Origin of the sequence: Bryobacter aggregatus MPL3 (genome assembly GCF_000702445.1) — a bacterium.
In the GTDB taxonomy this organism is placed as follows: Bacteria; Acidobacteriota; Terriglobia; order Bryobacterales; family Bryobacteraceae; genus Bryobacter; species Bryobacter aggregatus.
In genome coordinates this window covers 2,732,611-2,749,829 of record NZ_JNIF01000003.1, presented here as the reverse complement: position 1 = coordinate 2,749,829, position 17,219 = coordinate 2,732,611, and the positions used below count along the sequence as shown (strand labels likewise).

The 17,219-nt window shown below is 59.1% G+C and carries 9 protein-coding genes; 2 read left to right on the top strand and 7 right to left on the bottom strand.

What is annotated here, in order from left to right:
• Complete coding sequence (locus tag M017_RS27695) at positions 1-4,683, top strand: putative Ig domain-containing protein (RefSeq protein WP_051670000.1); 4,683 nt, start codon at positions 1-3, stop codon at positions 4,681-4,683.
• 42 nt (positions 4,684-4,725) lie between these two features.
• On the opposite strand, the gene M017_RS0112855 is transcribed toward M017_RS27695, so the two are convergent.
• Positions 4,726-6,294, bottom strand: coding sequence for an N-acyl-D-amino-acid deacylase family protein (locus tag M017_RS0112855; protein WP_031498407.1), 1,569 nt, complete (start codon positions 6,292-6,294; stop codon positions 4,726-4,728).
• Positions 6,295-7,045: 751 nt separating this feature from the next.
• On the opposite strand from M017_RS0112855, the gene M017_RS0112845 reads away from it, so the two are divergent.
• Positions 7,046-7,552, top strand: a complete 507-nt coding sequence (locus tag M017_RS0112845; RefSeq protein WP_031498403.1) for a hypothetical protein — start codon at positions 7,046-7,048, stop codon at positions 7,550-7,552.
• Here the strand turns inward: M017_RS0112845 and M017_RS30430 are convergent.
• The 6 genes from M017_RS30430 to M017_RS0112815 all read right to left on the bottom strand — a co-directional run bounded on the left by M017_RS30430 (position 7,549) and on the right by M017_RS0112815 (position 17,193).
• Positions 7,549-7,677, bottom strand: a complete 129-nt coding sequence (locus M017_RS30430; RefSeq protein WP_272945391.1) for a hypothetical protein — start codon at positions 7,675-7,677, stop codon at positions 7,549-7,551. The two genes, M017_RS0112845 and M017_RS30430, sit on opposite strands and share 4 nt — an antisense overlap.
• A 100-nt stretch (positions 7,678-7,777) precedes the next feature.
• Positions 7,778-10,513: a pyruvate, phosphate dikinase gene (ppdK, locus tag M017_RS0112835; protein WP_031498402.1), complete on the bottom strand. Its 2,736-nt coding sequence runs from the start codon at positions 10,511-10,513 to the stop codon at positions 7,778-7,780.
• A 15-nt stretch (positions 10,514-10,528) separates the two neighbouring features.
• Entirely contained in the window at positions 10,529-12,490 is a 1,962-nt protein-coding gene (gene glyS, locus M017_RS0112830; protein ID WP_031498401.1) for a glycine--tRNA ligase subunit beta, read from the bottom strand.
• Positions 12,490-13,377, bottom strand: coding sequence for a glycine--tRNA ligase subunit alpha (locus M017_RS0112825; RefSeq protein WP_031498400.1), 888 nt, complete (start codon positions 13,375-13,377; stop codon positions 12,490-12,492). The genes glyS and M017_RS0112825 overlap by 1 nt, the downstream gene beginning before the upstream one ends.
• Complete coding sequence (recO, locus tag M017_RS0112820; protein ID WP_031498399.1) at positions 13,374-14,012, bottom strand: DNA repair protein RecO; 639 nt, start codon at positions 14,010-14,012, stop codon at positions 13,374-13,376. Before recO ends, M017_RS0112825 begins: the two co-directional genes overlap by 4 nt.
• 76 nt (positions 14,013-14,088) lie before the next feature.
• Positions 14,089-17,193 carry a TonB-dependent receptor gene (locus tag M017_RS0112815; protein ID WP_080507709.1) on the bottom strand — a complete coding sequence of 1,035 codons (3,105 nt, stop codon included), beginning with the start codon at positions 17,191-17,193 and terminating at the stop codon, positions 14,089-14,091.
• Positions 17,194-17,219 lie beyond the last annotated feature (26 nt).

Here is a 17,219-nt window from a genome sequence, read left to right as displayed (position 1 = left end):
GTGGCCCTCGCGCTTCTGCATGCAGGCACTGGTACCGCAGCAATTAGCCTCTCCAACACAACGCTTCCCCAGGCAAACGCCGGGCAACCCTACAACACATCTCTCACCGCCACCGGAGGACTGTCGCCCTACACCTACACCATTGGATCGGGCGGCGCGCTCCCGCAAGGACTCAGTCTTGCGGCCAATGGCACAATCAGCGGCACTCCCGCCCTGGCCGGAAGCTACAACATCCCCATCCAGATCACCGATGCGACCCCCACCTCCAACATCGTCACGGTTGCGCTGCAAGTCTCGAGCGCCAGCGGCCTCAGCATCACCACCACCGCCATCCCGGCCGGCAGTGTGGGCGCCTCCTACGACTTCACCTTCTCCGGACAAGGCGGCACGACACCCTACTCGTGGGATCTCCTCTTCGGGAGCGGCGCTCTTCCCAGCGGCATGACTCTTTCCGCTAGCGGTCGTCTCGCTGGAACGCCCACCACTGCGGGCGTTTTCCCCATCGTCGTGCGCTTGACGGACGCGGCCGGACACTCCTACCAATCCGGCTTCACACTTCAGATCAACGCCGCGAATCTCACCATCTCCACCACCTCCCTCGCCGGCGCTCTGGTCAATGTCCCCTACAGCCAGCAGCTCACAGCCTTTGGCGGCATCGCGCCTTACTCCTTCGGTTTGCTTTCGGGCGCCCTGCCTCCTGGCCTCAGCATTTCCTCCACCGGTCTGATCTCGGGCCTGCCCAGCAACGGCGGCACATACAACTTCTTCATTCGCGCCACAGACTCCACGCCCAACCCGATGGCCGCCCAAGCCAGCTTCTCCATCGTCGTGGCAGGCACGGGCCCTCGCATCATCGTCTCCTCCCTCCCCACTGGAACTCTCAGCCAAGCCTATTCCGGCTCACTGATCGCCCAAGGCGGCACCGCACCCTATAGCTTTAGCGTCGTCAACGGAAGCCTTCCTTCCGGACTCACCCTATCAGCGAATGGAGCCATCTCCGGAACGCCCACCGCATCCGGAATCTCCACCGTCACCGTCCGCGTGACCGATGCCGCGGGCCTCACCGCACAGCGGGATCTGATCCTGAACATCAACTCCAGCGCCTTCGCCTTCACAACAACGGCAGTTCCCGGCGGCTTCGTCAATCTCCCCTACAGCACGTCGCTCAGCACCGTATCCGGAACAGCGCCCATCACGTACAGCCTGCTCAGCGGCGCGCTTCCGGCGGGCCTCACCCTCGGAGCCAACGGCGTCATCAGTGGCACTCCCACCACCGTTGCCACCTCCAGCTTCGTCGTCCGTGCCCAAGATGCCACCGGCGCCACAGCCCAGGCCCCGCTCAGCATCCAGATCCAATCCTCCAATCTCTCCATCCTGCAATCCGCGCTGCCCACAGCAACGGTCGCGCAGGCTTACTCCTCGACGCTCACCCCCGTCAATGGAGTAGCTCCTTACACCTTCACGCTCCTCTCGGGTAGCCTGCCTGCCGGACTCGCACTGTCCGCCAACGGCAATATCTCCGGCATCCCCACCACCGCCGGACTCTACCAGATCACCGTCCGGCTAACCGATGCGAATCAAAGCACCGCGACCGCAACCATCAATCTCTATGTCGCCTCCACTGGCCTGAACATCACCACCATCTCCTTGCCCGCATCCCGCGTCGGACAAGCCTACGCGAGCAATCTCTTTGCGAGTGGTGGCTCCCTTCCCTACAATTTCGCCGTCCTCAATGGGTCGCTTCCGGCAGGACTCACCCTCACAGCCTCTGGACTCATCTCCGGCGTCCCGACCACAGCCGGAACTTCGAACTTCACCGTTCGAGTGACCGACAACGCGGGCGTGACAGCGCAGTCCACCTATACGCTGCCAACGAATGCGGCCAATAGCTTCCTGGTGCTTCCAGAGACACTCTCCAGCGCACAGGTCGCCAGGGCTTACGCCGCCACGCTCACCACCATCGGCGGCACAGCTCCCTTCACCTTCGTGCTCAGCAGCGGCGCACTGCCTCCTGGGCTGACCTTGAGCGCCGCGGGCCAGATCTCCGGCACGCCCACCGCCGCAGGCAACTTCGGCTTCGGCATCCAGGTCACGGACGCCAACAACGCGAGCGTCGCCTACAACCAGGCAATCGCCGTCAGTTCCTCCGATCTCACCATCACCACCACCTCCGTCCCGCCTGTCCAGGTGGGCATCAACTACTTCACTGCGTTTACGGGCGCAGGTGGAACCGCACCCTACACCTTCAGTGTTCTGGGTGGTTCCTTGCCTCCGGGCCTCACGCTAAGCGCTGCGGGAGCCGTTTCCGGCACTGCCACCGGCACGGGTTCCTACCCGGTGACCATTCGCATCAGCGACCAGAGCGGCAACACCGCAACCGCAAATTATGTCTTCACCGTCAGCGGCTCAGGCACCTTGCAGATCACCACCACGGCCTTGTCCACCGCCCGCACGAACCAGCCCTACAGCGCATCCATCCTCGCCACCGGCGGACTCCCGCCCTATGTCTTCGACATCACCAGCGGCACCCTCCCCACTGGCCTGAGCCTCGCCGGAAACGGGCTCATCAGTGGCACCCCCACCATCAATGGCACCTCCACCTTCTCGGTCCGGGCCATCGACGGCTTAGGAGCAACCTCGCAAGTCACTTACTCGCTGACCGTCACTTCCTCGTCCCTGTTCATCACCACCAGCGAACTGCCCAGCGGCAGAGTCGATGTGGCTTACTCGCTGAACCTCGCCTCCAGCGGCGGCACCCCCTCTTATTCCTATAGTCTGGTCGGCGGCAGTCTTCCCACGGGAATCACGCTCAACACCGCCGGACACATCTCCGGAATTCCCACCGTCTCCGGCAGCTTCCCGGTGGTCATCCGCGTCGTCGATGGCGTCGGAGCCAATGTTCAGAAGGCCTTCACGTTGAACATCGCCAGCAACGGCCTCGCCTTCACCAACGTCTCGCTGCCCATCGCCTATATCGGGCAGCAGTACCTCGCCACCTTACAGGCTGCCGGTGGCGTTCCTCCTTACACCTTCTCCCTCACCAACGGCAGCGTCCTGCCTTCTGGTCTCACCCTGAATAGCAATGGCCAGATCTCCGGCCTGCCTGAAACCGCCTCAAACAACGTCCTGAGCTTCCGGGTCATCGACGCGGCCGGAGCCACAGCCACGGTCACGCTCACCCTGAACGTCACACAGTCCACGCTCCGCTTCGGCTTTACGGCACTGCCGGACGCAAACACCGGACAAGCCTATTCCTTCACGCCCACAGTCCTTGGAGGCACGGCGCCCTACACCTTCTCCATCGTCGGTGCGCTCCCAGCCGGACTGGTCCTCACGCCTGCCGGTGTGATCTCCGGAACTCCGGAACAACCCGGCACCTTCAACGTCACCCTCCGGGCGCAAGATGCACTCGGAGCCGCTGTCCAGGCCAACTACGCGCTCACCATCTCAGGAACCGGCTTCCGCTTCACCACCACGCTGACACCGCCCACACTGAACCAACCTTATAGCCAGACCCTCAGCACCGCGGGTGGTACAGGCACCATCACCTACTCGCTCACCAGCGGCAGCTTGCCGCCGGGCCTCAGCCTCTCTCCGGCAGGCGTCATCAGCGGAACCCCCACAACAATTGGGTCTTCCACCTTTACGCTGCGCGCCACCGATAGCGCGGGCGCAACAGCCAATGGAAACTTCACCCTGCTGGTCAGCGCTCCCGTCATCACCTTCACCACCAGGATGCTGCACTCCGGCACCATCAATCAGGCCTACAACCAGACCATCGTCGTCAGCGGCGGCACGGCTCCTTATAGCTTCCTCATCAGTGATGGAGCCCTGCCGCCCGGCTTGACCTTATCGAGCGGCGGCACAATTAGTGGTGCGCCCACCGCCACCGGCACCTACGTCTTCACCGTCCGTGCCACGGACGCGCGGGGCTCCACCAATACAGCGGACTTCCTCATTGGAGTCGCAGTGGTCGGCGCACCCAGCATCGCCGCCGTGGTGAACGCGGCCAACTATGCGGACAATGGCGTGTCCCCGGGTGAGATCCTCACGATCTTCGGCTCGAACCTCGGTCCCGCGAATCTCCTGACCTTCACCGTGACCAACAATCGCGTGCCCACCCTCCTCGGCGGCACCCGTATCCTCTTCGACGGCGTTGCCGCTCCGGTCATCTACACTTCTGCCAACCAGGTAGCCGTGGTCGCCCCCTTCTTCATCGCCGATCGGAGCACCGTGCGGATGACGGTCGAATACCAGGGCACTGTATCGGCAGTCCTTCGGCTTCCGGTCCTTCCCGTGAAGCCCGCCGTCTTCACCCTCGATTCGAGTGGAGAGGGTCCGGCGGCAGCGATCAACCAGGATGGCACCGTGAACACGGCCGCCAACCCGGCGCGCAGAGAGACCTACGTCTCGTTGTACCTCACGGGCGGCGGCACCACGAGCCCGCTGCTGGTTGATGGCCTCATCGTCAGCTCGCTCGCAACACTGACGAACTCCGTCGCCGTGAGCATCAACGGAATCCCCGCCACCGTGCAATATGCAGGGAACGCGCCAACCTTGGTGCCAGGCGTCGATCAGATCAACGTGAAACTCCCGGCCGGAACCCGGCCCGGCGCCAACACCATCCAGGTCACCATCGGAACCACCGTCACCACCACCCAGACCACCGTCTTCGTGGAGTAGCGATCCCCCGTGAACACAGAGCCGCTCGCCAGGGCGGCTCTGCTATTTCTTCGCTGGCCCGTACAGCACCCGGCCCGGACGCGCGGCATTCAATTTCCCATCGGCAATCACCGGCGTCCCATTCACAATCACCCACCGGAATCCCACCGCATACTGATGCGGCTTCTCAAAGGTCGCCCGATCCGCGACCGTCGCTGGATCAAAGAGCACCACATCCGCCTTCAAGCCCGGCAGCAGAAAACCGCGATCGAACATCCGCAGACGCACCGCAGGAAGCCCCGACATCTTATGCACCGCATCTTCGAGCGTGATCGTTTTACGTTCGCGCACATAGCGGCCCAGCACCCGGGCAAAGGTCCCATAACTGCGTGGATGCGGCACCCCGGCGCCCAGCGTCGGAATCTCCCCATCCGAGCCAACCATCGTAAACGGATAGCGCAGAATCCGCTCGACGTCCTCTTCCGAGATCGCATGATAAATCGCGGAACATCCGCCCTGGCTCTGCAGCTCGATGGCCGTCTCAGCAGCATTCGCAAAGTTCACCACGCGATTCCTGTCCTTCGTGATCTCCGCCAGGCTCTTCCCATCGAGCGCATGGTCAAAGCCGCAAGAGGCCATCACGACATTCTTCGGGTCCCCGCCGCCGCGGTCAAACTGGATCCGCCGCGCAATCTCTGCCTTGATCTCGGCGCGCCTCTCAGGAGCCGCCAGCCTTTCGAGCAACGCCTTCTGTCCACCTTCTAAAGCCAGTTGGGGGAACATCGCCGCCGTCCCCGTGCTCGAAGCCGTATAAGGATAAGCATCGACGGTCACATCGACGCCGCGCGCCCGCGCCGCCTCAATCAAAGCGAGGCTATCGGTGCTCTTCCCCCAACTCGCAGCGCCAATGATTTTGTGATGGGTCACCTGCGTCGGCAGATGCCCCTCCTCGCCAATGCGAATCGTCTCAGCGACAGCGTCCAGCACCTTGTCGCCCTCACTCCGCATATGAGAGATATGCATGCCGCCATACTCTCCAGCGACCTTCGCCAACTCCACTACCTCTTCCATTGGCGTGAAATTCCCCGGCACATAGAAGAGCCCGGTCGACATCCCAAACGCGCCATCGAGCATGGCCTGTTTGACGATGTCTTTCATCTTCGCGACTTCCCCGGCTGTCGACTTCCGAGCAGCCAGTCCCATCACTTCCTGGCGAATGCTACCCTGTCCCACAAAGCTGGCAAAGTTCAAGCCAAGCGGCGTCTTGCTGAGCCGTTCCAGGAAAGGAGCGAGAGGAAGCGGAGAACTCCCGTCGTTGCCTTCAATGACCGTGGTCACACCCTGGCGCAAATAGTTTTCGGCCTCTGGATGGCGAAAGATCCCGATGCGCGAGTGCGTATGGATATCGATAAAGCCAGGAGCCACCACCAAGCCTTTGGCCTCAATGGTGGTCTTCGCCGCCTTGTCGCGTAGCAACCCAATCGCGGCAATCGAATCGCCGCGAATCCCCAGATCGGCGTAATACCAAAAGCTCCCGGTTCCATCGACAATCTTGCCGCCCCGGATCAGAACATCAAAATCCTGCCCCAGCAGCGCACTGCAAACAAGCAATCCCACAGCGAAAATCCGCATGCCCGTTATTCTAGCGAGCAGGTCCGGTCATCAAAGCATGCGCCTCAAAGGAAGTAGGAAGGGATTCAGTTATGCGTTCGATCAGAGAACAGCTTTTCCAACTCTTCCCGACGCACCTGATCGACAAGCGGATCGATATCCTGAGGCTTCCTTTGTTGTCGTGGAATCCCGTGCGATTTCAGACAGCAGTCGCGTCCGCGCGGATGAAATCATCGTCTTCTCGCCCTGCTGCTGGTGCGCTTTCTGGAACTCCGCTCCCGCTTGAAATGGCACACCAGCCGGTTTATTGCCCTACTGCGACGACAACTCTTTGTCTACCGCGACCTGTTCCGCTTCCTCGATTACCCGTTTGAAGGGCCAGTGAGAATCCGGCAAGACCACTTACCCGCCCAACCCGCTCTCTTCGCCCCCAGCGACCTGCCTCCAGATGACCAACCTCGATTGCAAAAGAAGGAAATCCTGCGCCAACGGCGAATCATTATGCGGGTCCCAAATCCCGCTTCGACTTAATTTGAACAGGTGTAGATCCCGTCAGAGTATCAACGCACGCATGGTGTAAACTATTGATTCTGCTGAGTTGCACCGCATTAACGAGATGAGCTCGCGCGATAGCAAAACACCTGCCCACAAAATTCCCCTGTAAAAAGTTCGTTTCCCGACTTCCCCCTGCTACATTCAAACCGGAGAAGGCTCGCCCCCAAGCGATATCCTTCTCTTTTTCGATTTCCGGCGGAAAAGCAAGGAGAACGACATGGAGACCAAGCAACAAAGCAAAGCCAATCCCGCATCGGACGGCGACCCAAGCCACACATCCCTCGAAGCCCGCCTCCGCGCGGACTGCCAACCCGCTTCCCACCTCGAAGAGGAAGCCTTCCAGCGCTACGCCTGGGCCACCTACCAAGCCACGCAATCCAGAAAAATCGAACAACTCACCGAAGAGCGCTGGCAATCCGATCCCGATAACCCCATCCTCTTCTCACAAATGGAACGAACCCAAAAGATGGCCGCCGCCCAGGAACGCCGGGCCGATCGCGCCCTCAAAGCCCTGTGTCAGCTCCAGAAAGACCGCTTCGCCGCCTACGAAGTCACAGCCGAGCTCGCCCTCATGGGCAGCGATATCGAAATACCCAAAACAATGCCCGCAGCCGAGCTGCGCAACACAAATTTGCACAGAACAAACCCAAATTACCTCGCCCAGTTCCTGCTCTACGATTCCCAGGACCTGCGCAACCCACCCAACTCCCCCAGCAGCAGCTAGGAATCCACCCGTTCCGGCTCGCCATACTCATCATCGATCGCATCTACCCGGTTGCTATGATCCTCTCGCTTCTCCTGCTCCCGCCGGCGCTCGATCACCTCGCGCTCTTCGCGTCCATCACTCATATCTGTCTCCTTTCTCGAATCACACAGAAAAAGGCGGCAAGCCCCAAAGAGCCCACCGCCTTTCTCCCACCAAAACGGATGTTTCCATCCGTTTAACTTGTTACGCCGTGCGGCTTTCCGTCTTCGCACCCTTGGCCAGCGCAGCCTGTGCTGCCGCCAAGCGGGCGATCGGTACACGATACGGCGAGCAGCTCACATAGTTCATGCCGGCGCGGTAGCAGAACGCCACGCTGTCCGGATCACCACCATGCTCGCCGCAGATCCCGATTTCGAGGTCCGGACGGGTCTTGCGGCCCAACTGGATCGCCAATTCGATCAGCTTGCCGACACCCTCTTGATCGAGCGAACCGAACGGATCGGTCTTGAAGATCTTGAGGTTCTCGTAATGAGCGTTGAATTTCGTATAGTCGTCGCGGCTCAAGCCCATCGTCGTCTGCGTCAGATCGTTGGTGCCAAAGCTGAAGAACTCAGCATGCTCGGCAACCGAATCAGCGGTCAGCGCGGCGCGCGGAATCTCGATCATCGTGCCGATGTAGTACTTCAGCTTGGTCAGACCAGCCTTGCCGAGTACTTCCTTGGCAACCGATTCGACAATCGCCTTCTGGTGTTCCAGTTCCTTATAACCACCCACCAGCGGGATCATCACTTCCGGAATGATCTTCTTGCCCTTCTTCGCCACGATGACGGCCGCTTCAAAAATCGCGCGGGCCTGCATCTCGGTGATCTCGGGGTAAGTGATGCCCAGACGGCAACCGCGATGCCCAAGCATCGGGTTCATTTCGTGCAGCTCTTCGACGCGATGCAGAAGCGAAGGAATCGTCTTCTTCAACTCGCCAACCGTGCAGCCGAACTTCGCCGCCATTTCCTTCTTCTCTTTGGCGGTCGCATGCGGCAGCTTCACTTCAGCCACCATCAGTTCCTCGCGCTTCGGCAGGAACTCATGCAGCGGCGGATCGAGCGTACGGATCACCACCGGGAAGCCTTCCATCGCTTCAAACAAACCGGCAAAATCCTTGCGCTGCATCGGCAACAGCTTGGCCAATGCGGCACGGCGGCTCTTCTCATCCGTCGCCAGAATCATCGCCTGCATGAAGGGCAGACGATCTTCAGCAAAGAACATGTGCTCGGTACGGCAGAGGCCAATGCCTTCTGCGCCAAAGTTACGGGCAGCCTTGGCATCCTTCGGAATGTCTGCGTTCGCACGCACACCAAAGTCGCCACGGAACTCATCAGCCCACTTCATGAACTCAGCCAGGAAGCCGCTCTTCGTGCTCGGCTCCACCGTCTTCGACTGGCCGACATAAACGTCACCGGTCGTACCGTCGATCGAGATGAAGTCGCCTTCCTTCACAGTGATCGTCTTATCGCCGACCTTCGCCGTAAAGCGCTTTGCCTTCTCATCGATCGAGATGATCGAGGCGCCGACGATGCAGGGGCGGCCCATGCCGCGAGCAACAACGGCTGCGTGCGAGCTCTTACCGCCGACAGCGGTCAAAATGCCCTTTGCCGCGTCCATACCGGCAATATCGTCAGGAGTGGTTTCTTTGCGAACCAGGATCGCCGGGCCCTTGGCGGCCATGGCCACCGCGCCCTGTGCGCTGAATGCGGCCATACCGACAGCAGCGCCGGGACTGGCTGCGATGCCGCGCGTGATCTTGGTCAGCGTCTTGAGCGAGGCGTTGTCGAATACCGGGTGCAGAAGCTGGTCGAGCTGGCTCGGAGCCACGCGCATCACCGCTTCATCCTTCTCGATCAGGCCTTCCTTCACCATCTCAACCGCAATGCGCACCGCCGCCGGGCCCGTACGCTTGCCGTTGCGGGTCTGGAGCATGTACAGCTTGCCGGATTCAAAGGTGAATTCGAAGTCCTGCATGTCCTTATAGGCCTTCTCGAGGTTCGTCGTGATCTCGCGAAGTTCCTTGTACACCCCAGGCATCACCTTCTTCAGGTCTGCAATTGCCTGCGGCGTACGGATGCCGGCTACGACGTCTTCGCCCTGCGCATTGATCAGGAACTCGCCGTAGAACACGTTCTCGCCGCTGCCAGGGTCACGCGTAAAGCCGACGCCCGTGCCGCAGTCGTCGCCCATATTGCCAAACACCATCGCCTGTACCGTGCAGGCAGTGCCGATTTCGTCCGGAATCTTCTCCATGCGGCGGTAGTAGACGGCCTTATCGTTGTTCCAACTGCGGAAGACGGCATCGCGCGACATGTCGAGCTGCACATGGGCGTCCTGCGGAAAGTCCTTCTTGGTTTCCTTCTTGACCAGCTTCTTGTAGTCTTCGATGATCGCCTTCAGATCGGCGGCGCTCAGATCGGAGTCCACCTTGATCTTGCGCTTCTTCTTCTTCTCATCAAAGATGTGGTCGAAGTGCTCCATCTCGATGCCAAGAGCAACTTCACCAAACATCTGGATGAAGCGGCGGTAGCAATCGTAGGCAAAGCGCTCGTTGTTCGAACGCACGGCCAAACCTTCGGTCGTCTCGTCGTTCAGACCCAGGTTCAGAATCGTGTTCATCATGCCCGGCATCGAGAACTTCGCGCCCGAGCGAACACTCAACAGAAGAGGATCCTTGGCATCACCAAGCTTCTTGCCCATCAGCTTTTCCAGCTTGGCAAGCGCCTGGCCCTGCTCGTCCTGAATCTCCTTCGGAACCTTGTTACCGTTTTGGAAATAGATGTTGCAAACTTCCGTCGCAACCGTAAATCCACCCGGAACCGGCAAGCCGTTTTTACACATCTCGGCGAGGTTTGCACCCTTGCCGCCGAGAAGGTCTTTCATACTCTTATCGCCGTCGGCCGTACCGCCACCGAACGAATAAACATACTTCTTCATGAAGCGTTGGGTCTCCTATGTTTGGGGAACAATTTCAGAGAATTCGGCAATGCCCGAAAACTCCGCTTTAAGGCCAAATAACAATGTTAGCCGATTCGCGCGCACCGCTTGATCGGGGGCGTTCACCAGCACCTTGTCAAAAAACAAATCCACTGCCGGACGCAAGGTTGCCATCCCGGCCAAAACTTCTCCGTAGCTCTTGCCCTTCACCGAGGCAGCCACTGTGCTGAAGGCCGTCCAAAGCGCCTTCTCCGCATCATCGGTAAACAATGCGGGGTCCACGGCCGAGCTCGGAGTAAACTTCGCTTGATCGAGAATATTCTTCATCCGCTTGAAGGCCGCGGCCAACGGTTCAAAGTCTTCCGACGCCCGCACCGTCTTCACTGCTTCCAAACGAATGAGCACATCCTGCAGATCATCGGCGCCCGCCGCCAGCACGGCCGCAACTTCATCGTAGGCGTAGCCACGAATCTCCTGGCAATAATACTTCACCCGCTCCAGCAGGAATTCTTCCAGCTTCTCGACGCCACCAGCCAGAGCCTTCAGGCCCAGATTGAGCTCGCCTTCCACCAGAATCTTCACAATGCCCTGTGCCGCACGGCGCAAGGCGAAAGGATCTTTCGAGCCGGACGGAATCATCCCGATCCGGAAGCAGCCACGCAGCGTGTCGACCTTATCGGCAAGACTCAACAATTGTCCGGCGCGCGTACGGGGAATCGAATCCTCCATGCTCACCGGCTTGTAGTGGTCATAGATCGCATCGCCCACTTCGGCCGACTCGCCCTGCGCCTTCGCATAGAGGCCGCCCACAATGCCCTGCAACTCGGTGAACTCCTTCACCATCTCGCAAGTCAAATCGGTCTTGGCCAACTCGGCCGCGCGCACCGTCGCCGCATCGCCGCCCAATTCCTGCACCAGCGCCATCACCCGTTCGGTCTTGGCATGATAACTGCCAAGTTCCTTCTGGAAGGTCACCACCTTGAGGTCTTCGACACGGGCCGCCAGCGGCTTCTGCTGGTCCACGTCGTAGAAGAAGCGCGCATCGTTAAAGCGGGCACGCAGCACGCGTTCGTTGCCATGCTTGACCAAACCTTCGGGGTCGCTCGCCGTGTTCATGACCGCGACGAACTTCGGCACCAGGCCACCTTCGGGGTCCGCAACGCTGAAGTACTTTTGGTGGAAGCGCATCACCGTCACCAGCACTTCTTCCGGCAGGCTCAGATAGCTGGCAGCAAAGTCGCCCACGATCGGCGTCGGGAACTCAGTGATATAGGTCAGCGTGTGCAGCAGCTTCTCGTCGGCCTTGACGCCGGGCGGTAGCTCCGCCTCGATCTTCGCGCGCCGCTCTTCACCGCGCAGCAGCACAAAGTTGTCACGCAAGGTCTGCTCAAAGTTATCGATGCTCACCGCAACGCGATACTCGCCCAGTTGCCGGTGCCCGGAGGTCTCATTCTTTGTGGCAATGCCATTGATCGAGAACGGTACAACCTCTTCGCCCAGCAGGCACAACAACCAGCGGATCGGACGGATGAAGCGCGCCCCGCCCTTGCCCGGCCACAGCATGGTCTTCGGCCACGGAATGCCGAGGATGATGCCCGGCAAGCTGCCCGAGAAGATCTCGATCGCCGTCTTGCCCTTGACCTTTTTGCGGAACGAATAGTAGGTGCCCTTCGGGGATTCGATCAGTTCGAGATCGGCCACCGCGACGCCGCACTTCTTCGCAAAGCCTTCGACGGCTTGCGGGTTCGCCTGCTTCGGAGGCCCGCTGAGAATCTCTTCGCGGTCTGCCTCGCGCTCGGCAATGCCCCGGCAGCCAATCACCAGACGGCGCGGCGTGGCTTCGGCCATACTCACCCAACCGCTCAATGGCGCAATCAATTCCTGCACCTTGGCCTGGAGTGCGCCGAGCCCCTCCTCGATCATCCAATCCGGAATCTCCTCGACTCCGATCTCGAGCAAAAAGTCCTTGGTCGCCATTACGCTGCCACCTGTCCCTGTTGATCCACCCACATCCCCGCCACTCCGACGGCCAGCTTGCGCACCCGGGCAATCACGCCCACGCGCTCGGTCACACTGATCGCGCCCCGGGCATCGAGCAGGTTAAATAAGTTCGAGCACTTCAGCACCTGGTCATAGGTGGGAAGCACCGGGAAGCGCTGCTTGCCTTCCTCGCTCGCATGATAGAGCCCGATCAATCGCTGACACTCGCCTTCGTGCAGATCAAAGAGCTTCCAGAGCGTCGGCACATCGGCCATCTCAAAGTTGTAAACGCTAAACTGCTGCTCTTCCTTCAGACGCACCTGGCCATACTTGAACTCGTCGGTCCAATCGATGTCGTAGACGCTCTCCTTGTCCTGCAGGAAGGCGCAAAGGCGTTCGAGTCCGTAGGTGATCTCTGCCGGAACCAGATCGAGATCCACACCGCCGCACTGCTGGAAGTAGGTGAACTGGGTGATCTCCATGCCGTCGAGCATCACCTGCCAGCCAATGCCCCAGGCGCCGAGGGTGGGCGATTCCCAGTTGTCCTCTTCAAACTTGATGTCGTGCTTCTTGAGATCGATGCCGATCGCCTCAAGCGAACCGAGATACTGCTCGATCACATCCTCGGGCGTGGGCTTCAAGATCACCTGCAGTTGCGAGTGCTTGTAGAGCCGGTTCGGATTCTCGCCGTAGCGGCCATCGGCCGGGCGGCGGCTGGGTTGCACATAAGCGACGCGGTACTTGTCCGGGCCCAAAACCCGCAAGAAGGTCTCCGGGCACATGGTGCCAGCCCCCACCTCAACGTCATACGGTTCTGTGATGATGCAACCGCGATCCGCCCAATACCGCTTCAGGCGAAAGATCATTTCCTGATAAGTCGTCATGCCAAATCCTCCAGCATCGGCGCGGCCAAGAGGCGCCGTTCCACATGTCCTTCAATCAGCCGCACCACACCGCGCCGCAGATCGACAGCAGTCATGCGGGTCCACTCGCGCGGCGCCATCGCCTCGATGGGAGTCTTTAGAATCTCCATCAGAATGGCGTGGCTCTCTTCGCTCAAGCGCAGCTCCGGCAGGAAGCCACCGAGACGCACCGACCAGACCTCAAAATAGGTCACCGCTTGCCAGATGCCGGCCTCCCCTTGAACCCGGAGAAAGTCGAGCACGCGCGTCATCATCCGGAAGTACCGCTCATTCACTTCCGCCATCGGCAACAGATGGTCACTGATTTCTGCCATTACGTCGAGTGCGACGCCAGTCGAGTACACACGGCTCAATTCAAACTGCGAGTGTTCGAGATCGCATCCGTCGATTCGAACCAAGTCCCGGTTCTCACGCGCAGTGTAATGAATCCGAACCTGACTCAACCGCTGCAACGAACTGCCGAAACCACTCTTCGGCTTCCGTGCACGATTGGCCACGCCTCTCAGTTTTCCCTGGTCGCGAGTAAAGAAGCTGACAATCAAGTCCGCTTCCTTCAAGGGGTAGGTTCGAAGTACGATCGCTTCGCTGACCGCCAATCTCCTAGGCTAACAAAAACAAAGCGGCGCGGCCTTGTTTGAGGCCGCGCCGCTCATCCCGTTCGCTGTTCTCAAGCTAGAACATCAGCTTCAAACCGAAACGAAGTTCCCGAGGAGCCTGGTAGGCCCCCGTCCCGCCCGTGTTGTAGTTTCCCCCAGGCAACCCGTAGCTTGGGTTGTAATACACCGGACCGGCCTTGCTTACGAAGTTCTTCGGATCATAGCCGGAGAAGAAGCCCTTGGGGCTGGCATCAGGTGGGAGCACGACATCCGAGATGGCGCCGTTGCGGTTGTACTGTGTCACGCGGGCAATGACTGCCGCCTGATTCAAGACATTGAGGGCATTGGCGTCGATCCGCAGATTCACTCGCTCGCTGAGTTTGATCGTGTGCGAGATGCTGAAATCGGTCTGCGTCAGGAAAGGCGTACGGCCGAGATCGCCGCGGCCATAAGGGAAGGTGGGCGCCGACAGGTAGATGACCGAGGTCGAATCCGGCGTTCCACTGTAGGCGATCTGGTTCAAGCCAAAGAAGGTACTCCCCAAACGGCTGATCAGATTGTAGCTGCCAAAGGCCTTGAAGGTATGCGTACGGTCTGTGCCGAGTAGGCCGTAGGCATTCTTCTGGCTGCCTGAAGCATCGAAATAGTAGTACGGCAAGTCAAAGGCGCGGCTGACACCTGGATCGGAACGGCCCGATTCATCGGAATTTGCGGCGCCTGAGTAGTTGCCCCAGAGGCGGCTCCAGGTGTAACTCCCCATGACGTTCAGGTTCCGGGTATAGCGACCGTCCAGCCGGAACTCAACTGCATCATACTGGCGCGTGGCCTTCGGGACGAGGAACTCTTTGCCGTTGGGCGTCTTCTGCCCATAGACAGATTTGGTGTCCCGCGTTTGACCAAAACCGGGGTTTCCAATGACATACTGCTCGTTCCCCTCGGCGTCGAGAACACCAATATCCTCGATCGCCCGCAGCAGATCCTTCCGCGCATAGCGAACACTCGCCACCATTCGTTCATTCACTTGCCGCGTCACGGCGACATTGAACTCCCTTGAGGAATAGGGCTTGATCCCCGGATCAATTCCCTCGAGAATGCCATCCGGGTTGATCGGGAGAGCCCGATTGTCGTACTGCGTAATCTTCGGGCCGAGCGCCCCAGGATTCGCCAAGCTCAGCGAGGTGATCGTCGGTGAGTTCAGACGATACACATGAGAGACCCAATAGTCGCCGCCAAAGCTCCCACGAGCCAACTCATACTTCAACACGTCGTAATACATGCCGAAGCTACCGGAAATCTTCCACTTGCCATCTCCAAGTACGTCCCAAGCAACACCGACCCGGGGAGCAATTTTGTCACCCCAGTTGAACTTGATCGGATCCTGTACCTTGATGCCATTCACTTCCGCCTTGTAAGGCGGCAGGAACTCGTTTTCAAAGCGGACTCCCAAGTTCAGAGTGAGATTCCGGCGCAGTTGCCATTGGTCCTGGACATAAAACCCCTGGTTGCGGCTGTGCACGTTCCCGAGGTTGCGAACGCCGTCCTCCCAGATGTAGTATCCATAATCGCCTGTGACTCCAGAGAAACTGCCGCGGCTAAATTTATCACCCCAATAGAGAGTGAAGCGGCCATTCGGATAATAGGTTTCCACGTCGTTTGAAACACGTGCAAACTGATATCCGAACTTGAAGACATGCTGCTGTCCGGCGATCCGGGCAATGTAACTGCTGTCCAGATAAAGATTCTGGCGAGTGGTGATGTCCTTTTTAGTGAGGAGATTACTCGAAATGTTCCGGTAACCATTCGCGCCCGCAAACTGAGCGGGCACCGGCAGCGGCGAGTTTGCCGTTGCGTTCCCGTAAGTGATAAAGGCATCGCCAGGTAACCCATAATTTCCAATTTTGTCATTCTGATACTTATAACCCCAACGAGCACTTGCCAGCCAGTGATTGGTAATGGAATAGTTTGCGCCCACTGTCACGGCCTGGGCCGGTTGATACCCACCGAGTACGCTCTGATCATTGCCAGGAGCAGCAATACGGGTGTCCGGAGAGGGCAGTACGCCTTTCTGGCGGAATGGACTCCAAATCCAAGAGCCATACGCCTGGAGCTTGGAAGTTGGACTCCAGTCCAGCCGATTCAACATGTAATGGCGAATATCCTCCCGGGTAAAGGTACGCGCGCCGCTTGCGTAGGGATTGTTTCGCTCCCGGCGTTCAAACTCCGGCATATAAGCGCTATGGAAGAACAACTGGTTCTTTAGCAGAGGACCGGAGAAATCGTAGCCAGGATAGAAAATTCGATAGATATCCTGCCTGGGTGCAAAGAAGTCCCCAATGTCTGCACTAAGAGGGGACCGTTGCCAGTAGCCACGCGGACGCGGATTGAGCTGATTATTCGTAAACTGCATCTGAACGGCGCCATGAAAAACATTGGATCCACCACTGGTGACCACATTGACGATTCCGCCTGTAGCTCCGCCGAATTCAGCGCCAAAACCAGCACTCTTGATCTGAATTTCCTGAATGAACTCAAGGGGAATCGAGTTTTGCCGGAGAAGAGCTCCTCGTCGAATATCAGAAGTATCTACACCGTCGATGAGGAATCCATTTTCAGATCCGGAGGCTCCGTCAATCTGGAAACCGCCGACGCCAACGCTTCCATTCTTCGGTTCATAGCGAACTCCAGGGGCCACGGAGAGCAGCGTATGAAAGTTGCGCCCCTTCGGAAGGCTGTCGAACGTCGAGGCCGAGATGTTCGTAGTAGTTTGTGAAGAAGTTGGGTCGATGGAGACGGAAGACTCGACAACATCGACAACTTCCGATACCGCGCCGATGCGCAGCGCAGCATTGATCGTAATCGAGGAACCCAGTTTCACCTCAATCGCGTGTTGGGCATAGCGGGAGAAACCATCTCTCGCCACATTGATCGTATAGGTCCCGATAGGGACGCGTACAAAGATGAATCGACCTTGTGAGTCCGATTCAGTCAAAAGCGGTTTCGGTTGACTTGCACTCACCAATTCGATTCGAGCGCTAGCCACCGGGGCGCCCGAAGGGTCAGATACAGTGCCAGAAAGCTGCCCGTAATTTTCCTGAGCCATGAGTGCGGTAGCGCCCATGCAAGCACAAGATACCAGAAAAACCGCGCGGATGCGGTCTCCTATTGCTTTAGAGACTTTCATGTATTTCTCCTCGTCAGAAGTCTCAC